The sequence below is a fragment of the Myxococcus virescens genome, assembly GCF_900101905.1.
Lineage (GTDB): Bacteria > Myxococcota > Myxococcia > Myxococcales > Myxococcaceae > Myxococcus > Myxococcus virescens.
On record NZ_FNAJ01000019.1, the window covers coordinates 80,677 to 103,702 of the forward strand.

Consider the following 23,026-nt stretch of genomic DNA (forward strand, 5'->3'; position numbering starts at 1 on the left):
CGCTGTGTAAGCACCTGGTCCAATATCCATGCGCTGGCATTCAGAGTAGAGGTGGCCGCGCTGACGCGACCCTGTATCTGCCCGGCATGACTCCAGAGCCGCTTCGCACGAAAAATCTACCCCTCCCATTTCTTGTCTTTTGAAGGTTGCATCGAACCCACAACCCGGCGCTTCATGTTGACAGCGCCCATGTCGGGCTCCCCACGAGGAACGTTCATGTCATATTTGCTTTCACGATGGCTCACAGTGCCAGCCGCCGCATTGCGCGCTGGATTGGTGATGGGACTGGCCGCCAGCACGCTCGGCGCCTGTCGCGACAATGACCCGCCGCCCAACGTACCGCCGGTAGCCCGCAACGTTGCCCTCGAGACGGTGGAAGACACGCCCCTCGAGGTGAGCCTGCCGGCCAGCGGCAACGGGGCACTTGCTTTCACCATCGTCGACGCACCGGACCACGGCACATTGAGTGAGATCAGCGCCAATGGCTCCGTCACCTACACCCCCGGCGCCGACTACAATGGCGAAGATGCGCTCATCTTTCGCGCCACCAACCGCCAGGGCCAAAGTGCCGAGGCCACGGTGACCATCACCATCACCCCAGTGAATGACACGCCCACGCTCTCCCCAGTGGCCGACCAGCGCATCACTGCTGGCAGCTCGACCGGCGACCTGGGCTTCACCGTGGGCGATGTGGAGACCGCTGCCGACAACCTCACGGTCATCGCCACGTCCTCCAACACCGACCTGGTGCCCAACGAACCCAGCAATCTCGTTCTCGGCGGCTCCGGCTCCAGCCGCACCCTCTCCGTCGTCCCCGTCGCCAGCGCCAGTGGCTCGACCACCATCACCCTCTCGGTGAGTGACGGCTCCGACACCACCTCCACCACCTTCACGGTCGACGTCACCGGTCTTGCGAGCCTCTACTGGGTGACTGCTGCCGGCTCGCTGTGGAGGGTTGACGTGAACGGCACGAATGCCATTGAGCTCGAGACGGGCATCAGCGGGGCATCTTCCATCGCAACCGACCCGGTAACCCGTACCCTCTTCTACACGCGCGACAGCGCAATCGTTCGAGCGGACAGTGATGGGGCGAACCCGGTCGATATCGTGGCGAACGGAGGCCTCCCCAGCGGGCTGGCAGTCGATTCGACGAACCGCAAGCTGTACTGGTCCGATTTCAACGGAGGTCGGGTCATGCGCGCCGAGCTGGACGGAAACAATCCCACGCAGATCGCTGGTGGCATCGATAGCCCGTCTGCCATCGAGGTCGATGTTCCGAACGGCAAGGTGTATGTTATTACCTATAACAACACCAAGCTCATACGATTCAATCTGGATGGTACCAACCTGGAGACCCTCGCCTCAGGCCTGGGCGGGCTGGGCGTGGGCCTGGCGGTCGATTCGAGCGGCGGGAAGGTGTACTACTCGACCCGCGGCAACAGCATCTATGTCGCCAACCTGGACGGCACCGACGTCACCCCCCTGGTGACCAACCAGACCACCGCTCATGGGATTGCCATTGATGTCACGGCCGGGCGGCTGTACTGGGCGGATTGGCTGGGGGGGGTGATCCGGAGCGCCGATCTGGCCGACGGAAGCGATATCCAGGACCTGAACTCGGGCAGCGTCAGGAACTTGGGTCTGGCCTGGATGCCTGCGCCGTAGCCAGGAGCAGGTGGCTGTACCTCGCCGGATCGTAGAGACACTGGGTTGGTGGTAGTTCGGCCGCCTGCCTCTGCATCAACGCTCGCCGGGCTTGTCTCGGCGAGCGGAAGTCGTGATTCTCCAGCAGCCAATGCTCGTTGTACCGGGGGGCCACTCCAGCAGGGGCCGTCGGCGTTCCTCTGCGGTGGCGAAGGCGCGCCCAGCGCAGCCGTTAGAGGTGTGCCCGATGAGCGGTGACGCACGAGGCCCGCGTTCTGGCGTGGTTGACGCGGACCGGCACCTCGCTCGTTCTGTCACATACACGATTGTGGTTTCTCCCCGCACCTGGATGCCTCGCGGCGCGTCGCTCATGCTCGTACCGTGATGGACGCCGTCCACCATGTGCTGCCTGGTTCCGGGGGGAACCGTGATGACTCGAAACGGAGTGATGCGGTCAATTGGCATGGCGCAGGCGCCCGTCGCTCTCCTGTGCGGCTGTGGCGCCGAGGGCCGCCCGGGCTTGCTTCGCCAAGAGGACATGGCGCCCTACTCGATGGCAGTGAAGCCTGACGGCACTGTCTGGGAATGCGTCGCCACGCCTTCATCCACGAACCACTCATAGTCGACTCCATGGTCACGGGCGGCCAAGGCGTCGCCGACTGCCAGCATGGAGCCAGCCGAGCCGCTGTTCGGATCCGGAGCAAAGTGGGATGCCACGAGGAATCCCCGGGAGCGAACGGTCAATCATGGAGGCATCGCCGGCCCCGCGCCTGTGTGAAAGACAATGCGAGGCGCCCTTCATGCCCCCTCCTCACCCGCAGACGTCAGACGCGGGAGTCCTGGACTCAGGGCGCGCACGCAAGGACGGCCTGGACGTGCTCCGGGCTTTGGCCATCGTTTCGGTGCTCTGTTTCCACGCCCCGGAGTCCGTGCGGCGGGCCCTGCCGGAGGTGCTCCGTGCCAGCTTTGAAGTGGGCTGGGTGGGCGTGGACCTGTTCTTCGTCCTCTCCGGCTACCTCATTGGTCGGCAGGTGTTCGCGATGGAGGACTCAGCGCCTCTGGGACTTCAGCTCCGCACGTTCTGGCTCAAGCGGTGGATGCGAACGCTTCCGCTCTACTTTGTCGTGCTCGCCTTCTATGCACTGAAGCCATGGTTGTTCGGGACACCCTTCGTGGGCGGAGGTTGGCACTACCTCGTCTTCCTCCAGAACTACGTCGGCGTGCGCGACTTCGTACAGAGTTGGTCGCTCTGTGTCGAAGAACACTTCTACGTGGTCTTGCCGCTGCTCGCCTTCGGCCTGCGCGCCCGCTCCGCCCCCGCATGGGCATGGCTGATGCCCTTGCTCCTGAGCTTGGGGGCCCGGGCCTGGGAGGTATACACCGCCACGCCGGGCCTGCTGCCCGCGGAACAGTGGGTGCGATTGCAGTGGCGCACCCACCTCCACCTGGATGGACTCGCGGTGGGTGTCTTTCTCGCGAAGGCTGCGCCGCGCTGGCAACGGTGGCCTCAGGCCTGGCGGAGGGCCTGCGGCGCGATGGGCGCCCTGTTGCTCGGGGTGTCCTTGGCTGTGTGCGTGCCTCACCTGCCGGACTGGGGAGGCGTGTGGATTTTCGCGGGGCTCGCGGTGGGATTTGGCGGGCTGCTCGTGGCCACGGAAGCGGTTGCGCTGCCCGTACCGCTGAGAGGTCTCGTGTACCAGGCCGCGGTCCTCTCCTATGGCACCTATCTCTGGTTCTGGGTCGTGGCACGCGTGTTCGAGCGGCGAAACCTGACCTTGGGTGTGTGGGGATTGGATCTGCTCGCCTTCATCACGGTGACGCATGGGGTCGCATGGGTGACCCACGTCGCGGTGGAGAGACCTGCCCTGCGGCTCCGGGACAGGCTGCTCGCGTGGCAGGCCTCGCGGGCGGAGGCGCGTGTCGGGGTGGTGGCACCCGGACGCTAACCGCTCGGCAGTACAGACATGGGCGCAGGACCCTTCGGGGCACCACCCACTCGGCCCTCTGGTTGGCGCAGGTCGAAACGCAGGCCACCGCTGCCGAGCGAGCCTGTCTCGCCAAGCACGCCGCGGGACGGCGGCGACTCGTGGTTCCGAGGCACGGCGGGGCCTCCTCCTCGCGTCATTCGAAGACCGAGCGCGTGCGTCCCGGCAGGCCATTCAGGCAGTCATTTCGAGCCCTGCTCGAGCTTCCGCAATTCTCGCTCCGCGTACTTGCGTTGAGCCGCGGTGACCTTGCGCTGGAGGAAGGACCGATAGGCCTTGATGGCCTCAGGTCTCTTTCCCATGTCCCGAAACAGGTCTCCCCGATTCAGGTTGAGCACGTTGCGCTCGTGGCCCGTTGCGGTGAGCAGCGCCATGCATTCGTCGAAGACAGCCTCGGCCTGGGACCACTCCTTGTGGGACCACAGTGCGAAGCCGAGGTTGTTGAGGATCTCCGCCTGGAGGTCGATGGTCGCCTCCAATTGCTGGTTCAGTTGTTCCCGCAGGGTTGCGTTCTCGACGGTGAACTCGTCCCGGGTTCCCCCAGCCATGGGCCGGCCGTTCTCAAGCCATGTTCGGTACAGCGTGGTCCACGCGCTGAGTGCCGCCTTCTGGTTCCCCGTTCTCCACTGAGTGAGCGCATCCTCGTTCGCGGCGAGCAGGCCTTGATGGGTGCGACGGAGGTCCTCCAACTCCTTCAGGTTTTCGACCCTGTTCTTCTCCGTCAGCCGCCCGTCCTCTTGCATCTCCTCGAGCTCCGGAAGGGAGTATTGGCGACCCATGTACGCTTCGCACGTGACGCCTGCCTCACCCGTCTGCGCGAACGTGCAATCACAGGACGGAAGCGCGGTGCCCTCACCCATCCTGCTCATGGTGTACGCAGTCTGGGGCAGCCGGATATACAGGTCGTCGGCGGAAACGGTCCCCTCGAGACACTCGCAGATCTCCCGTGTCATGGCCTTGCTGGCCGTGGCGTTCACCTCAGGGTTGATGCTGTCGATGACCCACAGGGCGCACTCATCCTGGGACGCGGCGAGCAGCCAGCGAGAGTTGGGCTGGTAGGACCAATTGAGCTCGCGAGCCCCTCCGTCCCTGGGGCCGAGTGCCTTCTCCAGGGCGGCAGCTGCCTCTGGAAAGGCCTCCGCGGGGGAGCGTGCCTCATCCGGGAAGAGGGAAACGGCCCATGCCTCCTTCGTGCGTTGGAGCCGGACCAGACACCGCTGAGGCGCATTTCCGAAGCCGATCGCGGCGGAGGTCTTGCTCTCGGGCTCGGGGATGAGCCGCGCCACCTCGCCCATCGGCGGACAGCCATTGAGCGGCAGTCTCGTTCGTGCCAGGGCCGGGGCAACGAGCTGCCCCGTACGTGGGTCCACCACGAAGAAGGCGTCATGGAAAGGGAGCTTGTCCGCGTACTGGCGGGTCCATCGGCTGGGGACGACGAAGTAGCCCACGTGAAGTCCGACCTCCGGGAGGTTGACCCAGCGCTCCTCGAAGACGAATCGTCCGCCGCGCCAGTCCTGGAAGGCGGGTGTCTTCTTGAGGTTCGCCGACGAAATCTCCAGGGAGGGCGCGGGCGCGACGGCGACCAGGAGTGGCAGGAGGAGTGGGAGCATGAGCGGTTCGTGAATGTATTCCTGGCGCGGCCTTCGCGTGAAGTCCGCGACCCAGTGGAGTTGCCCACGTTCATTCATGGGCGGAGCGGGAGACTCTTCAGGGGGACTCGACCGCCCGCATTCACGGCAGAGGCCTGCCTGCCCTCTGCGCTGTCGCTCGCCTCACGGTTTCGACCTCGACGCGGGAGCTACCGCGCCAGGCAGCGCGACTTCCGACGGGGGCAGCTTCGAGAAGACGGAGCCCGCGGAGCGGAGGGAGATGCGCTGAGAGCGCGCATAGGTTTCCACGAGCGCCGTGCGCATGGCCTTGGGCTCCGTGGGCCCATGGCGCGCCACGGTGCTGGCCAGCGCCTCCAGCAGATAGGCTTCGGGTACCATCAGCGTTCCTTGGCAGCCCACTCGAGTGCGCCCTTGGCCTGCGAGGACTCCCCGAGCGACGTTGCGGCCTCGAGGCTCTTCTTGGCGACGTCCGGGTTGCTCCTGGCGGCTTCAAGCAACTGCGGGTCGTTGAGCTGCTTCGCTGCTGCCTCGTCGGCGGCGAACTCATCCGGGTATTTCACCCGGAATTGCTGCACGGACTGCTGCTTCTGCTCACGGTGGAAACACCGGCCGAAGAGACACCACCTGTGACGCGCGTCGCCATGCTCATGCTCCAGGGTTCACGGACATGGAGTTGGAGTCCGGTCCTGGAGTATTTGAAAGCGCGGTCCAAAGTTGCTTGGCGATGTGAAAGAAGCATCGTCGGACCGAACCCTGGACCGGGCAGCGCGGGCGTGTGGGGCGCCCTCGTCCGAGGAAGTGAGGCGCGTCTCAGAGCGTCAGGCCGACCAACGGGGCCGAGGCGACGTCCGGGACGAGGCTGAGCCGCCGTCCCGGGTTCGTCGTCTGTCCAGTCGGCACGCACATCCAGCCCGACGAGGTGCCCCAGACGTGGGTGATGGCCCCGTTGTGATTCGCGACCAACTGCGGCCAGCCATAGGCGGCGCGGCCAGCGATGGGCGTCCCAGTCGGCAGGGACGCCGTGGTCGGTATCCGGTTCCACCTCCCGTTTGCCCCGAAGATGTGATGCACCCGGCTGAACTCCAGTGACAGGCCTTGCAGGCTTCCATCCGGCTGAATCACGGCGACCAGGTCGGCGCCGGGCTGCATGTCCACCTGGGTGTCACCCTTGTGCCAGCCGGAACCGTCAGCCCAGACATGGAACAGCCGGCCGTTGTCGTTGAACAGGCCATGAAGGTCCGTTCCATTGGCCGTCATCGAGAAGGTGCAGTTGCCCGACACCGTCACGGACGACGGGAACTTCTTCCAGCCATTGCCGTCGAAGGTGTGCCAGAGCCGTCCGTCCTCGAGCGTAAAGATCTGGGCCGAGGCATTGGCCGGGGTCCGCAGCACGTTGAGCGGCGCCCCCGGGTCCATCGCCAGGCCACTGCTCATCGTGGTCCAGCCGTTGCTGCCGGCGTAGACCAGCATCATCACGCCGTCGATGTTCGCCATGGCACGCGGTGACTGCCCAGGGCCCGGCGAGAACGCCCCGTAGGTCGTGTTGCCCGGCAGCACGAGGTTGCTGAGCATGTGGGCCCAGCCTCCCGCGGTGCCGAGATGACCGAGGCGCCGGTCCTCCAGCGGCAGACCGCCCCCGGTGCCGCCGCTGCCGGCGCCGACGTAGTCGAGCGGGTTCACCCGGGTGCCGCCGGCGGTCACCAGATGCCAGTGCAGATGCGGCCCCGTCGAGGACCCGGAGCCGGGTGCACCCGCAGCGCCCCCGGAGTACCCGACGATTTCTCCCTGTTGGACGTAGCGCTCGCCGCCGTTGAAGCCGGACAGGTGGAGGTATTGGCTCCTCATGCCGTTGGCCATCACGACGGTCGCGGTGTAGCCGCCCGTCCCGTTGTTCCAGTCGATCAGGAGCTGACCCGACGCGCAGGCCGGGAGCGGCGTACCAACGCCCATCACGTAGTCGATGCCGCCCAGGGAGCCGCGGTTGACGTGGTCCCACCACCCATCCGAGATGGAGTAGCCCGCGAATGGGTTGATGATTGTCTCTGCGGCGTGGGCGGTGCCAATCAGCAGGCCAGACCCGCCAAAGGCGGCGAAGCCTGCCGCGACACTGCCGGCACGCAGAAGGGAGCGCCGGGAGAATTGGTGCGGGTTGCGGGACTCGGGAGACATCAAAAACTCCAGTGGGGATGGGGAGAGGGCGTGAAGACTGTGGCTCGCTTTGTCACGGTCTGTGGCCCGCCCAGGCAGTCAGTGGAACCGCCGTGAGTTATTGGCGCTCAGGGGCGCGACAATCGCTTTATCGAATTGAGACATTACAGATATGCGAGAAATGGCGAGTGTCCTTGCTGGCGTCGCTCAAGCACCCGGTGACTGGCAAGGGACCCACGCGCATCTGGAAGAATTATCTCAGCCGATATCGTTTTGTTTCCGCCCAGCATGCTTGTTGGCGTTGTACCTGATGATGTGCGAGCCCGCGTCGAGGGGGCGACTGACCGGGCTGGTTGAATAATTCCGGCGGACTGGGACGCGTGTCCGAATCAGCCCCCATTACCGGGAGTTGGGTATCTCCCGCACTCCAATGGCCGAGACGCTCGACGCCCGCTCCGGTCCGGGCACCGCCAAGGCGCCTCCATCCGCACCGAGGGCTCACGATGAAGCCACCCCGCGAGTTCCGCACTGCGAAGTCTCAACCCTGAGCTGTCCGATTTGACGGGGGCAACTCCATGTGCCCCCTCCGCCTGACGATGCGTGCTGAGAGACGCGGTCACCTGCCCGAAGCGCTTCGTTTCGGAGCGGGGACATTCTCGCTGGGCGCAGGTGTAGGGGGCAGTAGCGTGTCGCCAGCAATGCGAAAGACCCGGTGGAGAGAGAGCAGGTATCCGGCTTTCGTCCCCTGCCCACTCAGGGTCCACACGGTGCGCCGGTTGGCACTGTTGAGCACCCGTGCCAGGACGGTGCGCGCGGGCTCCTAGGTGACAGCATCCACGGTAATGGGTGTCTCCAACTGGAGTCCGGGCGTGCCTCCCAGTTCGACGCGTGTCCCGCTCTGTCGGGTGACTTCGGCGCAGAGGGCCCGGAGGACCTCTCCCAGGGAACGCTCCTGACGAGACATTGTGATGGGAGTGTCCAGGGGAGAGCCCTTCACGGGCGTGATGTGCCAGAGCCCCCCGGCACGCACCAGGCGGAAGCGTGGGGCATCCTTTCCCGCCTGTTGGGCAAGGAGTCGCGTCAGCACCTCCTCCTGAAGCGTCACGTCCGCTCGGGTCGCCTCCGTCACGGTGTAGGTCAGGTCGAGGGGGCTCGCTGCCGGAAGAGCTCCCAGCGGTTCTTCGTAGGTGATGCCCCAACCCTCTCGCGTCTCCAGCCGCTTCGCGGCGGTGGCGAGCGGCTGGGGCGAGTCCTTGATCGTGAGTCGGACTTCCTCGCTCCAGGCAGTCCCCCCGGAAAGAAAGACAGTCAACAGCGTGGCGGCACGAATCCCAGATTGCGTCATGGACATGGCATGGCGCCTTTGGTGGGAAAGCGCATGGCAAGTGTCATGCCGTGGGGAAGCCCGTGGAGTTCCTGGCAGGCGCGGTGCCGTTCCCATGGGAGCCGCGACAGTTTGTCGCTCGCTCGCACCTCGTCCACTGCGTCCGGCGTCAGCCTATCACTGGGTGATGGCGCCGAACTCCGCCTCGGTCGGCTCGATTTTCGCCTCCGGGTTGGTCCACACGAAGGGGATGCCCGGCTGCCGGTAGTGCGTGGCCGGAATGTCCTGGGCGAGCTGCGCGTGAAGCTCGGGCAGGTGAGACCAGTGCAGCCCGTGCTTCGCGTGGTGTGCGGTGTGGTAGCCCAGGTTGCCGGTCATCAGGTTGTAGCCCTTGTGCAGGATGTTGTACGAGGCGTGGGTGTGCTCTGTCGCCTCCAGCCCCACGTGGTGGAAGTAGGTGGCCCAGACGGTGACGTAGAGCGACGCCACCATGGGCAGCAGGAAGACCCAGAGGGCGTTGTACCAGTCGTGCCAGAACAGCACGCCGAGCAGTGCGACCTGGAGCGCGCCCATGGCCAGGAAGACGCGCATCACCTTGGGATACGAGCGGCCCACGCGGAAGGCGCGGGGATAGGCGACGAGCGCGTTGAAGACGGAGTACTCCACCTCGCCCATGGTGGACCCATCGCGGCGCTTCCATGCCGATTCGTCCTGGGTCTGGTCCAGGTAGTTGCGGTGGTGGCCCAGCACGTGGTGCAGGAACCACGCATGGGACGTCACGCCCGTCTGGAAGCCGAAGATGACCTCCAGGAGTCGGTTGGGCAGCGCATGCCGGAACATGGGCACATGCTGGTGGTGGTGGTTCCACGCGCTGATCCACCCCTTGGGAATCACTCCCAGGGCGAGCCAGAGGATGGGGAACCACCAGCTTCGCGCCGTGAAGAAGACCGTCAGGTCCAGGGCGAACACCAGGGTGAACAGCAGGACGGGGATGCGGTCTCGGGGATGTCGGAACAAGGTCATGCGGATTCCACTGCAGGGGGAGGAGGGGCTCCCGTGGGAGGGTGAAGGGTCTGCTGCTGGCGTGGGACGAGCTTGCCCGTGACACCCTGGGGCCGCACCACGCCGAAGAAGAAGCCCTCCTCGAAGGGCTCCGTCGAGTCGACGTGGATGCGCGCGCGGGCGGAGACGGTGGCCAGGGCCGTGCGCAGGTACACCATGGCGAAGTCCCCGGCCACGCAGGCGCGAGGACCCCGGCCGAAGGGGAAGAAGTGGCCGCTGCCGTGCGGATTCCGGGCCGCGCCCCCGTCGAGCCAGCGCTCCGGGGCGAACGTCTCCGGGTCCGTCCAGTGGCTGGGGTCCCGGTGCAGGTGCTGGTTGGAAATCATGAGCGTCGTGCCCGGCGGCAGCGTGACTTCCGCCAGCCGCGTCGGCGTGGGCGGCGTGCGGCGCAGGAAGATGCGCACCGCGGGCAGGATTCTCAGGGCCTCGTAGGCCACGGCCTCGCCCCAGGGCGCGTCCTTCAGGCGCTCCAGGGTGAGCGGCCCCTGTGCCAGCGCGGCGGACTCCAGCGCCAGCCGCTCCTCGGTGGCGGGGTACTTGTTCAGCTGATGGAAGGCGCCCACCAGGGTGGTGCTCGAGGAGAACACGCCGCCGAAGAAGAACCCGCCGAGCAGGTGCGCGTGCACCCCGTCATCGAGTTGGGGCATCTCGCGCAGAGTCCACGACATCAGGTCCACGCGGTGCGGCGCCGGGTTCTTCCGCGCCGCGCGAACCTTGTCCAGGAACAGGCCGTAGAAGCGCTCCTTCGCATCCGCGAAACCCTTGGGCGGTGAGACGAACTTCAACGGCAGCTTGGCCTGGATGCGCGCGTCGGCCGCCGCCGCCAGGAGCATGAAGTCGTCGTACACGGACGTGGGCAGCTTCTCGCCCACCGTCGCCACGCAGAACGCGTCGAACGTCAGCTTGCGCAGCGTGGGCGTCAGGTCGATGGAGGGCTGCTGGAGCAGCGCCTCCACCGATTCGAGGATGGCCGCGCGCAGGGGCTCCACCTGGGCCGCCTGCCAGGTGGGCGTCCACGGCTGGGCGAGCGGATCCATGGCGTGCTTGCGAGCCCAGTCCTCGCCCTGCTGGGCGATGAAGGGCGTGTCGTCCGTGACGGAGTGGCGAATCTGGTCGCCGATGTTGCCCTTCTCGAACTCCAACCGGCGCGTCTCCAACACCTCGTGGATGAGGGTGGGGTCATTGAGCACCAGCGCCGGGCTGGGCCCCAGCCAGGTGACGGCGACGGGGCCGTAGGTGCGCGCGTAGCGGGCGCAGACGTCCCACGGTTGGGCGCCGAGGAAGTCGCCAATGTTGCCCAGAATCCCCGGCGGGGGGCCGGGCAGGCTGGCCAGGGGCTTGCGCCGGCCACCGAAGAACAGGCTGAAGAGACCTCGAGAGAGCAGGTTGGGCATGAGCGTGTGTCTCCAAGGGCTCAGACGGTGATGCCGCAGGGAATCCGGTCGGGACGCAGGACGGTGTAGGGCACCTCGGCGCCCGCGTTGCGCGCCTCCACCGCCTCGCGCTGGGCGCGCAGGCGCTCCTGGAATCGCTGGCGGATGGCCACCAGCTCTGGCTCGTGGAAGTACTCCTCGCGCCAGCCGCCCTCGTGCAGCAGGTACTCCTCGTCGTCTCCGAAGCTGGAGAGCGCCCGGCCGATGGCGACCTGCCAGAGCATCTGGGACTTGGTGGGAATCATCTCGGGGATGTCCTCGGCACGCAGCGTCCCCTTCTGCCGGGGGGGCTCCCGGCGCATGCTCAGGGGCGCATTCGGTACGAAGGCGTAGTGCTCGTATTGCAGGTAGTTCACCGCCGCGTGCTGCACGCTGACCGTGAAGAGGACGGTGGTGAGGATGTCGATCAGGTCGTCGACGCGGCGCAGCTCCTGGCAGGGGAGCTTGTCCACGGGCAGCCCGTGCTCGGTGAGGTCCTTCCACCATTGCTGCATCTCGGTGTCGGCCTCGAGTTCGGCATCGGTCCGGTAGAAGTGCCTGAGGACGCCGCCGACGTACTCCTCGAACGCGTCCCACAAGGGCAGGGCGTCGTCCCGGTACGGGTAGTTGGGGAGCACGGCCGGGTCCAGCACGCCCCGCCGCTCGAGGTCCTGACGGGGCTTGTTGTCCGCCAGCGTCCAGCGCTGGAAGCCCTTCTTGCCCAACTGGAGGTGGCCCTTGTCGGGGCCGCCCGTCGCGATGAAGTCGTCGAACACCCCGCCCGTGTCGAGCAGGCCCTTGCGTGCGCCCTCGTTGATGGCGAGCGTGTAGCGGAAGTGCCGCCGCAGCAGCTTGTAGACGGGGTGCGGGTCCGGCAGGTTGCGCATCGTCGCCATGACGAACGGCTCCGCCACGAAGTGTGTGCGCAGCGCGTGCGTCACCATCTGGTGCGCGTTGCCCTCGCTGCACCGGAGGTAGATTTTCGCGGCGAGCCAGTCGTACGCGTCGTCGTTCGGCGTAAAGACGGGGTCCTTCTGGGCGTCGCGCCCGAGCTGGATGGCCAGCGGCCGCAGCTGACGCTGGTCATCCAGGTACAGCAGGCAGCGCGCCGCGGGAGCCCAGCGTCGCTCCTCGACGCCGTCCTCGCCGACCTTCCGGTACATCCTGATGTCGTCGAGGATTTCGAAGTCGAGCAGGAAGATGCGCTTGGCGTCGAGCGCCCTGGCCAGCGTGGTGCCGGGCGACAAGAGGCCCCGGACGTCGTCGTCGGTGAGCGGCATGCCCTGCGGCAGACTGGGGACGAGCGTGATGTGGAGCGGGGCGATGCCCTGGATGGCCTGCCGAGCGAACTCGAGGTCGTCTTTCCAGCGCTGGGCGAGCTGGGGCACCTCCAGGTGTTTGAAGAAGTCGAAGATGTCCACCAGCCCGTTCCAGGCGCGGGTCAGCATGGGCAGGTTCAGCTTGATGGCCGCCAGCGTCTTGGCGATGACCACTTCGTAGCTGCCCTCCGTCAGGCCCCGGTAGAGCTCGTCCTTCGGCAGGGACCTCCCCTCGCTGAGGTCGAGCGCGCCGGGAAGCCCCTCGGTCATCTCAGGCGCGCGCCACGGGTACATCCGCTGGCGGGCCTCGAGCAGCTCGCGCCGCGCCGTGGACTCGCGCTCGCTGCCTGCCTGGCGAGCGAGCTTCGCGGTCCCCTCGAGCACGTCGACCGTGGCGCCACCCAGCACCCACCGGTAGAAAGGGAAGCGCCACTGCTTCTCTCCGGCCGTGACGGTTGCCCAGTCGAGCAGCCAATCGGCCGCCACGCCGCCCGCGTTGCTGAAGCGCAACAGGACCAGGTCACCGAGGTCCTCGGAGGCGAGGGCGTATTCGTCCTCCGCGCCCGCCTCGAAGTCGTTGTGGAAGTGCTTGTCCAGCAAGCAGGGGGCGCTCTGTCCTCGCGTGCCCACGAGGACGATGGAGATGTTCGCATCCGTCCCCGCGCCGAGCTTCGTGCCCGTCCGAATCGTGAGTTTGTACTCGACAGTCATGGAACCCTCTGTGTAGCGGGCGCAGACCGTAGAACGAGAAAAGTAGGACCTCAAGCCATGGTATCCTCCCCAGGGAATGAAGCCGGCGTCGCTGAGCGCAGGAACGCATTGAACTAGCGTCTGACGTGAGCGCGAGTGTGACCCGGAGAGGTGGAGCTGATGACAGACGTTGGGACGGGCGCGCCCGCGGCATGGGGACGGGGATGATGTTCGCAGGGCTGCGCCGATGGATGGGCGCTCTCGGGGGCAAAGGACGCGAGAGCGGAAGCAACGAGGTGCTCGACGCGGAGGAGCTGTCCAGGTGGTACTCGGGGCTCGCGCTCGAGGAGCGTCTGGCCATCAGCCGCGAGCTCGCACCGCGCGTCCGGGCTGTCCGTCCCGCGAGGGAGCCCAGCACGCTGCCAGCCGTCGCGGTCGGGCGGCTGGTCTTCGAGCAGGACGGGCCCCAGGGCCCCATTCCCCTGCATCACATCAAGGTGGAGCTGTGGGACCGGGACTTCGGCACGCCGGATGACTTCCTGGGGGAGGGCTTCACAGACTCGGATGGATGTTTTTCCATTCGCTATGACCCGGCCGACGCGGGCGTGAATGACCTGCCCGACCTGGAGGTGCGCTTCTTCGAGCCCCAGCACAGCTTCCGCCCGGATGGGCGGGTGGTGGAGGCATGGCGCCGCATCGGCTCCGAGAAGGGGCCGGATGACCATGGTGGGCTCCACTACGACTTCGGCACGCTGCGGCTGCCTTACTGGGAGTACGACCCCACGACGCCGCTGGCCCGGTTGCTCGTCACGGAGGAGGGGACTCCGCCCACGGCCTACGCGCCGGGGCGCGCGCTGGCGATGCTGAAGTCGGTGGCGCCCATCGAGCTCGTCAAGCGCCGCCACCTGCTCCAGGGACGGCTGGGGCAGGCGCCGAGCCTGGACAGGATTCAGGCGGACTATCCGGAGGCGATGACGGTGCGGATGGAGCGCGAGTCGCCGGGCTCCACGCGCACCGACGCCTTCTTCGGAGAGCGGCTGCTCAACGGCATGTTCTCCACCCTCATGGATGGAGACCCGGAGGCCCCCGGCGATCCGGAGGCGTTCCGGCTCTACTTCCCGTGGAACGCTTACGAGCAGGACGGTGTCCACTGCCTGCCGGACGTGGACGTGCGGCTGCGGCTGGTGGAGGGGCGGCTGTTGCCGGTGCGCATCATCCTGGGCATGCGCGAGCCGGGCGCGACGGCGCCAGGCTCTCCCGTGACGCGGCGGAGCTACACGCCCGCGGACGGCGAGGCCTGGGAGGCCGCCAAGCGGATGGCGCGGGTGAGCGCGACGCTGGAGACGGAGCTGGGCAACCACCTGGGGCAGTGCCACTTCAACGTGGAGCAGTACGCCATCGCCGCGCACCGCAATCTGCGCCGCAGTCCGCTGCGCTGGCTGCTCATGCCGCACCTGCGGGAGGTGGTCCTCATCAACCACTCCGCCAACGGCTTCCTCGTCGGCCCCACCGGCTACATCACCCGCGCCAGCGCGCTCACCGAGCGCAGCGTGGAGACGCGGCTGTTGCACCTGATGGGCAGCTACGACTGGAAGGGCTTCGCGCCCGCGCCGCCCATCTGCGAGTCGCACCGCTACGCACGCGCGGCGGGCCTGTTCTGGCGGCTGGTCGGGGAGCACGTGGATGCCTTCTTCGCGGAGCACGGCGCGGCGTTGGAGGCGCAGTGGTGCGAGGTGCGGCGCTTCTCGGACGACCTGGTGGCGCACTCGGCGCCCGCCTTCGTGTGCCGCTACCTGCGCGCGACGGTGCCGGGAAAGGCCGCGCCGTGGTTCGTGCGCTCCGAGCGCATGGACCTGGACGCGAAGGTCGCCGCGACCCACGCCAAGGCCGTCAGCGCGGTGACCCAGACGGACGCGCCCCAGCCCGGAGAGATGGAGGCGCTCAAGCAGTTGTGCCGGTACGTCATCTACTTCGCGACCTTCCGCCATGCCTGGGCCAACAACCTCCAATGGGACGACGCGGGCGAGGTGCTCTATGCGTGCCTGGGCCTGCGCTGGGGCAAGGCGGGCGCGCTGTCGACGGAGGCGGACCATGACGTCGCGCCGCCTCCGGAGGAGGCCACGGAGATGCTGTGGATTTCGTGGATGCTCTCGAAGACGAGCTACGGCTTCCTGCTGGCGAACGAGGAGGCGGACGTGCACCCCCGCTTCGTGGAGTGCCTGCGCGCCCACGCCGCCGAGTTCTCCGCGTTGGGGATGGACATCCGCACCGTCAGCTCCCGCATCAACATCTAACCTCGCGGCCAGGAGGGAGGTCGGTCGTGAGGCGCCATCTCGGCTCGCTGCTTCGTGTGGGCGAAGGGACCCACGTGGTCGAGAGAGTCAAGTGTCGCCTGCGCTGAGACGCATGAAAGGCGGCTCACGCGCCTCCGCCTTCAACCCGCCACGTCGCTCAGCTCCGGCTCGGGAGAAGAGAGGACGGGACTCGCGCAGCGCGGGCGCCGCGACGCGTGAGCCATCGCAGGAGCGCGAGGGCGAACGGAGCCGAGGCGCTCCCCGAGGTGGCCCCACAGCCACACCCCGAAGCTGGCGGCGCCTCGGGGTCGCCTCCAGGCGAATCAACGGGAGGCGGGACACGGGCCACCACGGTGAAGGCGCGCTCGGGCGCCATGTCGCTGGAGCCTCCCTGGCCATCCACTGCCCGGACCCGCCAGGAGTAGCGGCCCACCGCGAGCCGCTCATCCTCCCCCACGAGCTCCCGTGACGTGGCCCCGGGAAGTGCGAAGGTCCAGACGACGCGCCCCTCCTGGAGGAACTCCAGCACGTAGTCCAGCGGGTCTCCGTCGACGTCCACGGACGCCTCCCACTGGAACGTGGCGAGGCCCCCTTCCACCACCGCTCCGTCGGCGGGAGCGAGGAGCCGGGGAACGGAAGGCACATCGTTGATGGACGCCACCTGGAGGGTCACCGTGGCGGGCTCGGACCACGTCTCGCCGTTGTAGACGCGGAAGGTGAAGTGGTCCTCGCCATGGAAGTCCGCCGCGGGCGTGTAGTTGCGATACTCGCTCGCGCCCCCCAGGGTGCCGTGCTCCGGCAGAGACTCGATGCTGAACATGAGCATGCGGCCCATGGGGTCATGGCCCTCGAGCACGAAGTCGACGCGTGTCTCCTCCCGCGTGACCACCGTTCTTGGCGTGGCCGAGGGCGGCAAGGCGGACTTCGGAGTCACGGTGAGGGACCGTTCCACGGAGGGGGCGCTGGCGGCCCCCCACGCGTCGCGCGCGCTCACTCGCCAGCGCCAGTCACCTGGGGCCAGCCCTCCCTCGACGACGAGCTCACGCGCCGCTGGCTCCATGACATGGCGATGGATGACGGCACCCGCCTGGAGCAACTCCACGACGTAGTCCACGGCGTCCGACTCGACATCCGTGGAAGGCGCCCACTGGAGCGCAACCCGCGCTCCCTCCACGAGGACCACCCCGTTCTCGGGAGCCAACAGCCCTGGGACGGTCGGCGCGTCGTTGATGGACATGACCTGGATGGACACCGTCGCCGGAGCGGATGACTGCGCGCCGTCGGAGACCGTGAAGACGAGACTGTCGGTGCCGTGGAAGTTCTCGCGAGGCATGTATGTCAACGCAGCCCCCTGTCCTGTCAGGACGCCATTCGTTGGGGGCGTCGTCACCGTGAAGGTGAGGGGCTGTCCTTCTGGGTCCTGCCCCTGGAGGAGGAGGGGCAGCGCGGTGTCCTCATTCGTGGAGGCGGTCTGGCCGCTCGCGGTCGGCGGCAGGTTCTCCCGTGGCAGGGAGACGAGGACACGCTCCGAGGAGGGCGCGCTCGAGGCATTCCCGGCATCCACGGCCCGCACTCGCCAGGAGTACCGCCCCTCGGGAAGGGCCTCCGCCAGGGTCAGCGTGTACGTGGTCGACGAAGCGACGTGCGTCCGCGACACCACGCCCTCCCGGAGGAACTCCAGGTGATAGCTCACGGCGTCCCCTTCAATGTCCGTGGAGGCGCTCCAGCGGAAGGTGGAGAGCCCGCCCTCGGACTCGGAGCCATCCGTCGGCGCCAGCGGCTCCGGCACCGACGGCGCATCATTGACGGGCGTCACCTGGAACGAGACGGTCGCGGGTGCGGAGAGCAGCTCTCCATCCGAGACCTGGAAGGTGAAGCTGTCGGAGCCATGGAAGTGGGACGTAGGCGTGTAGCGGTAGTCCGCGCCCGTGCCAGTGAGCGTGCCACGCGATGGCGCGGGCCCCAGGACATAGGAGAGCCCCAGCCCTTCGGGGTCCGTGCCTTGGAGGGTGAAGGGGAGTGAGGAGTCCTCGGGGAGCAGGAGGCCCTGGTCCATGGCGGCGGGCGGCTCGTTATCGTTGAAGGAGACGAATCGCCCCCGGACTCGCCGGCTCATGAAGGACGGCGAGTCGTCATAGCGCTCGTAGACGACGAACGCGGACCGGCGCAGCGGGGATGAGACGATGGCGGGCATCGCCTCAACCGACGCGGATACGGAGATGGCGAGCCCTGCGGGCTCGCGCACAAGCCCCGCCCCCGTCACCCGGGCCCCATAGATGTCACCCTTGAAACGGTCGGTGGACGTGTCCGGGGACTCGTTCCGGAAGTCCCGCCAGACGACGAGGTACTCCGTCCCCAGGGAGGCCACGCGCGCGGAAGTGAGTCCCCTGGGGGACTGGGCAACGAGGATACCGAAGGGGTCCAGGCTCGTTCCCTCGTGTGTCACGCGCGCCGCACGGACGGCGTTACCGGCGCGCCAGACCACCAGGGCGTCCTTCCCATTCGAGGCCAGTCGCAGGTCGCTCGGCTCAGCGGGGATGGCGGCGAGTCGCCGGCCTGGAGGGTCCACCACCACGCCCGCGCTCGTCACGCGTACTCCATGGACTTCCCATTCGCCGGGAGTGAGGGTCCGCTTGTTCAGCCAGACGACGAAGTAGTGCTCCCCGTTGAAGGTGACCGCCGGCCACGCGTGCTCCCGGGCTCTGGCCAGCACCAGGAATGGACTGTCGAGCACGTCGCCCTCGCGCGTCACCCGAACCCCGAGAACGGCGCTGCTGCCGAGGTCGTAACTCTCCCAGACGACGAGGTAGTCCGTCCCGTTCGAGGCCACGGCCGCGCTCCCTGCCACGTACCACGCCCCGGAGGGGAAGCTCAGCGGGGTGGGGCTCAACACCTGTCCGGCCCCGGCCACCAGCGCGCCCTTGATAACGGAACGGGTCGAAACGTTTGGGTCACGGGTGTCCCACAAGACGAGATAGTCCGAGCCATTGGAGGCAATGGAGGGCGTTCGCTGATCGAATTCGGCGGCGGCAATGGCGATGCCCTGTGGATCCAGGAGCTCGCCAGAGAGGGACACTCGCGCGCCGATGATGTCCGACGCTCCACCGCGAAAGTCATTCCACACGGCGAGATAGGTCGTGCCATTGGTCGCCACCGCTGGCGCGCTTTGAGTGTTGCTCGCGGCGGTGACGAGCAGCGGCGAGGGCGCATCCACCACCGTCCCCGCTCCTGTCACCCGGGTCCCCTGAATCGTGGAGGAGAAGAAGTTCGTGGTCACATTCCACGTCTCCCAGACGGCGAAGAAGTCCGTACCATTCGACGCTACGTCGGGAGTGTCGTGCCTCAAGAGAGAGGTATTCGCGCTCAGCACCTGCTGGGGCCCGAGCATCCCTTCGGGGGGGACGACGACGCCGTGGACGCCATCAGCCTGTTCCCAGACGACGAGGTAGTCCACGTCATTGCCCGCCACGCGCAGCCTGGCGTCGAAGCTGGTGGGGAGCTGCGAGGAGATGCGCAGGCCCGTCGTGTCCAGCACGTCGCCCGCGGAGGAGAGGCGCGCGCAGTAGCTGCCTCTCGCGTCGCCTTCCTGCCGGTCCACCCATGCGACGAGGAACCCTGCGCCATTGGATGCCACCGCCGGGCTTGTCGGCAGTCCCTGGGGATTGCCGGCGATGACGCGGCGGGACTCCGGCACCACCTCTCCCTGCGGTGAGACACGCGCTCCGAGAAGCGCCTGCTCTCCCGTGGTGCGTAGCTCGAGCCAGGCGACGAGGTACTCCGTGCCATTGGATGCCACCGAGGGCGTGAGGTGGTCACGCTCCGGGTCCGACAGATTCAAGGTCACGGGGTCGAGCCGCTGGCCCGCGCTCGTTACGCGCGTCGCCACGATGCTCCGCTCCGCGCCGCCGTAACGCCACCGCTCCCAGACGACGAGGTAGTCCGGGCCCACCGAGGCAACGCTCGGCATGCGTTCGGCATGGTTGTCGGGCGATAGGAGGATGCTCGGTGTGTCCTCCACGTGTCCGCCGCTCGTCACTCGGGCGGCCCGGATGTCTTCCCTCCGCTCATTTTCTACGGAGTCGGTGGACGCCCAGACGACCAGGTAGTCGGCGCCGTTCGACGCCACCGTCGCCGATAGCCGGTCGCCACGTTCCGAGGAGATGCTGATGCCAGCGGGGTCCAGCACCACCCCTGTGCTCGAGACCCGCGCGCCGAAGAGATTGGGTGCAGTGCCGTCGCGCAAGTCGAACCAGACGACGAGGTAGTCGGTGCCATTGGAGCCCACCGCGACGCCGTGCATCCAGTTCCCCCAGGCGGGCCCCTGGATGGGCAGGTCCACTCCCTGCTCGGGAGTGATGACCACCGAGAGGGTGATTGGGAAGGCGGAGGACTTCAGGAGCACCTCCGGCACGGTGACTCCGATGGTGTCATTCGCATACCCGGAAGGAAGCTCCGTGCGCCGGCCCTCGCCATCCACCCAGGCGGCATGGCCATAGCGGAACCCGAGAGCCGACCGAGGCGTCGCGAAGTGGAGCCCATCGGCCGTGCTCCCCGCGAAGGAGAGCCCGCAGACCGGTATGTCCATCCGGAGGTCTCCGTCTCCCGGCGGCGCGTGGTCGAGCCGCCATGACTGGGTGACGCCATCCTCGGCGTTGCTCAGATGCTCCGTGAGCCCCTCACGCTCCAGAAGGAGGCGCCCCTCCGCGTCCACGCTTCCTTTCGTCTTCCCCGTCGTCAGTCGAACGCCTCCCCGCTGAATCCGCGCCTGCCCCAGCCGCAGTGGCTCGCTCTTCGGCGCGCCCTCCCGGGGCAGGACAGGCGTCAGGGCCAGCCCCTCTACCGAGGCCCGGACGTCATACGTCGAGTGGCCACCGCTCCACTCCTCCCCCGAGGGACGATAGGCGAAGTGGACCTGCCTCATGACGGCGGCGACGTCGAAGGGCGCGGTGACGGTCGTGCTCGCGGACGTGGCGACGGGCTCGGCAGGAGGAGGCTGCGAGCGGCAGCCCAGCCAGACCAGGAGGACCAACGACACGCAGAGGCACGGATATCCTGAAGGGGCGGGACGCGGGGGAGCGGTGAGCATGGGAGTGTGGGCGGAAGCGATGTCGTTCAACCCGTCTCCCATTTGCACGACATGGGCCATGGCGGGGCAGAGCGAGGATATCGTTCTATAGCCGCCGGATTGTGCAAGGGCTTGCACAGCACCACGACAGGTCTTGCACGATGGCGAGAGCGGTATCCCCTTCGGCCAGCGTCCTGTCGAGCCGGCCGCGCCAGGTTGTCGCTGCCCCAAATCGCGGCTGCATGTTGCGTGGCCCAGCCTTCTCGGACCACGGACCGAGGCGCGCAGGGCCTCGAACTGGCCGCTGTCCCGCATCTCGGGCAGCGTCGCGATGAGCATCTTCCCCAAGCGCTCCTCGAGTTTCGCGTGTGCCTCGGGCGTGCCCCAGGTCCCATCCTCGCGGGCCGCGAGCTTCGCGCCATCGAGGTCCACCAGGGACGGCCTGTGCTCCTTTACGTCGGCTCAGCGAGGGACGACAGAAGTGCATCTCCTCACGAACTCAACAGCCTCGCCCCCAACCTCACTCCCTGAAGCTCATTAGGGTTGAGGCGCCGGGGAGCGAGCCTTGGGAGCCTGGAGAACCAGGTCTCCTGGTCGGGGCCCCTTGTTGGCGCGCCAGCCGGGGGCCAACTCCAGCACCCAGCCCTCGCCTTCCCAGCGTGCGTCTTGGGGGCCCGACGGGGGGGCGTTCACCGTGGCCGTCTTCCAGTCCGAGGAGAGGAGCACGTCCGAGGTCGCAGTGAGCGAGCCCCACGCATCGACGATGCGGGCGCCGGGATACACAGTGCCGTGCTCGGCGAGCGGGATGAGCTCACCGGGGTTGAATTGGATACGCATGCGCACCAGGGGGAGGTGTAGCACGGGGCCCTCCACCAACTTCTTGCGCAGCGCCTCGGCCCGGGCCTGGGCGAGGCGGGCCCGCTCGCGTTCGGTCTCTCGCAGAGCGGCGCCTCCGTAGCGCGCTTCGCGCTCGGGTGAGGGCTCGGGCGTGCCCAGCCGCAGTGCGTCCTGAATCAGCGTTCCCAGGTCCGCCCCGGCGAGCGCTCGGGCACGCCACCCCTGGGCGCGGGGGCCGGCCTCGTCCAGCAGGAGGCCATAGGCGGGTCCTGATGCATATGCGAAGGAGCGCACGAAGGAGCTTCTCTTGACGGCATCGTCGAGGTTCTCCAGCGCCAGGGCTCGCCTTCCACGTGCGTCGGCCACCGCCAGCGCCACACCCGTGTATTCGGCGAGGCCTTCGTGCTCCTCGAGGAGCCCTTCCGCGACCGCCGCTTCAGGGAAGCGCGTTCGGCGCTCGCGACGGAACACGAGTGCGTCCTCGACGGCGCGGGTGCGGACTGAAGGGGTCGTCGTGCGCAGGGCGGCCGCGAGGGCACGCCACTCGAGTTGCAGCAGCGTGCGGCCCTCGATGCCATCAAGGTGGGCATTGTCCTTCTCCCGCCCTGGGTGGCCCAAGGTGGTGCGGAGCCGATGAAAGGCCTCGTGGGCAAGCAGGGCACGGCGACGCGCGGGGGCATCGGGCAACGGAGCTTGGAGCTGGACCCAGGTGGTTCCCGCCCAAGTCAGCGCAGTGTTGGCGATGGTGAGTTCCGAGGGGAACACTCCCACCCAGGGCCCTGTTCCCGATCCGCTCGGCCAAGTGCTCGCGACGAAGACGCGCGTGACGGGATGGACGACGAGGAGAGGGGCACACAGCGATTTTCCCCACAGTCGCTGTCCCGAGGCGTCACACGTTCGTTGGAATTCCTCGAACGTCGAGGTGAGTGCCCCTACCTCCAGAACGTCGGGCACTGTCGTCACCTCGGGTTCGGCCACGGCCGAACCGAAACTTGAGAAGCCAATCGCCACCACAGCCACCTGCGCGAGCCTCACCTGTCGAAGGAATCTCATCGAGCCGTTGTACCGCACCGGATTGTTGAGACACCAGGTTGGTTGTAATCAGGCCGCCTGCTTCGACTGCATCAGTTCCCGCCGGGCCTGACTCGGCGTGAGAGCGTTGTGACACTCCTGCAGCCAGTGCTCGTTGTACCGGTAGGCCCACTGCAGCAGGGCCAGCCGGAGTTCTTCCTCGGTGGCGAAGGTGCGTACCCAGAGCCGTTGCTTTTTGAGCGTGCGGATGAAGCGCTCGGCGCAGCCGTTGCCTTCGGGGCTGCGGACGAAGGACGGGCGGGACTCGGCTCCCAGGAAGCGCAGCTTGTCCTGGAAGGCTTCGGAGGCGTACTGCTGGTCGTTGTCGTGGCGGATGGCCGGCCTTCTGGCTGCTGTGGATGGAGGCGTTGTCCAGGATGCGGTGGATTCGTGGGGCGCCGCGGTACTCACCGGAGATGCGCCAAAGCAGTTGGATGAAGCGTGAGCTGGCCTTCGACTTGCCGTCCACCCAGGTGAGGCGGCCCGTCTTCGAGTTCAGGGCGCGGGCCAGGTATCGCTTCTTTACGACGCCGTCCCGCCCGGTAGCGATTGACCGCGGAGATGA

At 67.4% G+C, this 23,026-nt stretch carries 14 protein-coding genes; 3 read left to right on the forward strand and 11 right to left on the reverse strand.

Annotated elements, in window-relative coordinates:
• Window positions 1-216 precede the first annotated feature (216 nt).
• Window positions 217-1,665, forward strand: a complete 1,449-nt coding sequence (locus BLU09_RS33045) for an Ig-like domain-containing protein (protein ID WP_090494645.1) — start codon at window positions 217-219, stop codon at window positions 1,663-1,665.
• A gap of 779 nt (window positions 1,666-2,444) precedes the next feature.
• Complete coding sequence (locus BLU09_RS33050; protein ID WP_244172234.1) at window positions 2,445-3,590, forward strand: acyltransferase family protein; 1,146 nt, start codon at window positions 2,445-2,447, stop codon at window positions 3,588-3,590.
• Window positions 3,591-3,811: 221 nt separating this feature from the next.
• Here BLU09_RS33050 and BLU09_RS33055 read toward each other — a convergent pair whose 3' ends face one another.
• From BLU09_RS33055 to BLU09_RS33090, 8 genes are all read right to left on the reverse strand, one after another.
• A complete protein-coding gene (locus tag BLU09_RS33055; RefSeq protein ID WP_090494754.1) occupies window positions 3,812-5,239 on the reverse strand; it encodes a tetratricopeptide repeat protein in 1,428 nt (475 codons plus the stop codon).
• Between the two features lie 162 nt (window positions 5,240-5,401).
• Window positions 5,402-5,617, reverse strand: coding sequence for a hypothetical protein (locus tag BLU09_RS33060; RefSeq protein ID WP_244172235.1), 216 nt, complete (start codon window positions 5,615-5,617; stop codon window positions 5,402-5,404).
• Entirely contained in the window at window positions 5,617-5,814 is a 198-nt protein-coding gene (locus BLU09_RS33065; RefSeq protein WP_244172236.1) for a hypothetical protein, read from the reverse strand. The genes BLU09_RS33060 and BLU09_RS33065 overlap by 1 nt, the downstream gene beginning before the upstream one ends.
• A gap of 235 nt (window positions 5,815-6,049) precedes the next feature.
• Window positions 6,050-7,408 (reverse strand): M23 family metallopeptidase, encoded by a 1,359-nt coding sequence (locus BLU09_RS33070; RefSeq protein ID WP_090494647.1) that lies wholly within the window; start codon window positions 7,406-7,408, stop codon window positions 6,050-6,052.
• Window positions 7,409-8,207: 799 nt separating this feature from the next.
• On the reverse strand, window positions 8,208-8,738 hold the full coding sequence (locus tag BLU09_RS33075; protein WP_090494649.1) for a hypothetical protein: 531 nt from the start codon (window positions 8,736-8,738) through the stop codon (window positions 8,208-8,210).
• A gap of 150 nt (window positions 8,739-8,888) precedes the next feature.
• Entirely contained in the window at window positions 8,889-9,734 is an 846-nt protein-coding gene (locus BLU09_RS33080) for a fatty acid desaturase family protein (RefSeq protein ID WP_090494651.1), read from the reverse strand.
• Window positions 9,731-11,167, reverse strand: coding sequence for a cytochrome P450 (locus BLU09_RS33085; protein ID WP_090494653.1), 1,437 nt, complete (start codon window positions 11,165-11,167; stop codon window positions 9,731-9,733). The genes BLU09_RS33080 and BLU09_RS33085 overlap by 4 nt, the downstream gene beginning before the upstream one ends.
• 20 nt (window positions 11,168-11,187) lie before the next feature.
• Window positions 11,188-13,215, reverse strand: coding sequence for a lipoxygenase family protein (locus BLU09_RS33090; RefSeq protein ID WP_090494657.1), 2,028 nt, complete (start codon window positions 13,213-13,215; stop codon window positions 11,188-11,190).
• 203 nt (window positions 13,216-13,418) lie between these two features.
• On the opposite strand from BLU09_RS33090, the gene BLU09_RS33095 reads away from it, so the two are divergent.
• The gene (locus tag BLU09_RS33095) at window positions 13,419-15,488 is read left to right on the forward strand and encodes a lipoxygenase family protein (RefSeq protein ID WP_244172237.1); all 2,070 of its coding nucleotides are present in this window, start codon (window positions 13,419-13,421) and stop codon (window positions 15,486-15,488) included.
• A gap of 157 nt (window positions 15,489-15,645) precedes the next feature.
• Here the strand turns inward: BLU09_RS33095 and BLU09_RS38960 are convergent, their stop codons facing one another.
• The 3 genes from BLU09_RS38960 to BLU09_RS33110 all read right to left on the reverse strand — a co-directional run bounded on the left by BLU09_RS38960 (window position 15,646) and on the right by BLU09_RS33110 (window position 22,872).
• Window positions 15,646-20,523 carry a cadherin-like domain-containing protein gene (locus BLU09_RS38960; protein WP_167371211.1) on the reverse strand — a complete coding sequence of 1,626 codons (4,878 nt, stop codon included), beginning with the start codon at window positions 20,521-20,523 and terminating at the stop codon, window positions 15,646-15,648.
• 567 nt (window positions 20,524-21,090) lie between these two features.
• Entirely contained in the window at window positions 21,091-22,155 is a 1,065-nt protein-coding gene (locus BLU09_RS33105; RefSeq protein WP_244172238.1) for a hypothetical protein, read from the reverse strand.
• A gap of 336 nt (window positions 22,156-22,491) precedes the next feature.
• Window positions 22,492-22,872 carry an integrase core domain-containing protein gene (locus tag BLU09_RS33110; RefSeq protein ID WP_090494663.1) on the reverse strand — a complete coding sequence of 127 codons (381 nt, stop codon included), beginning with the start codon at window positions 22,870-22,872 and terminating at the stop codon, window positions 22,492-22,494.
• Window positions 22,873-23,026 lie beyond the last annotated feature (154 nt).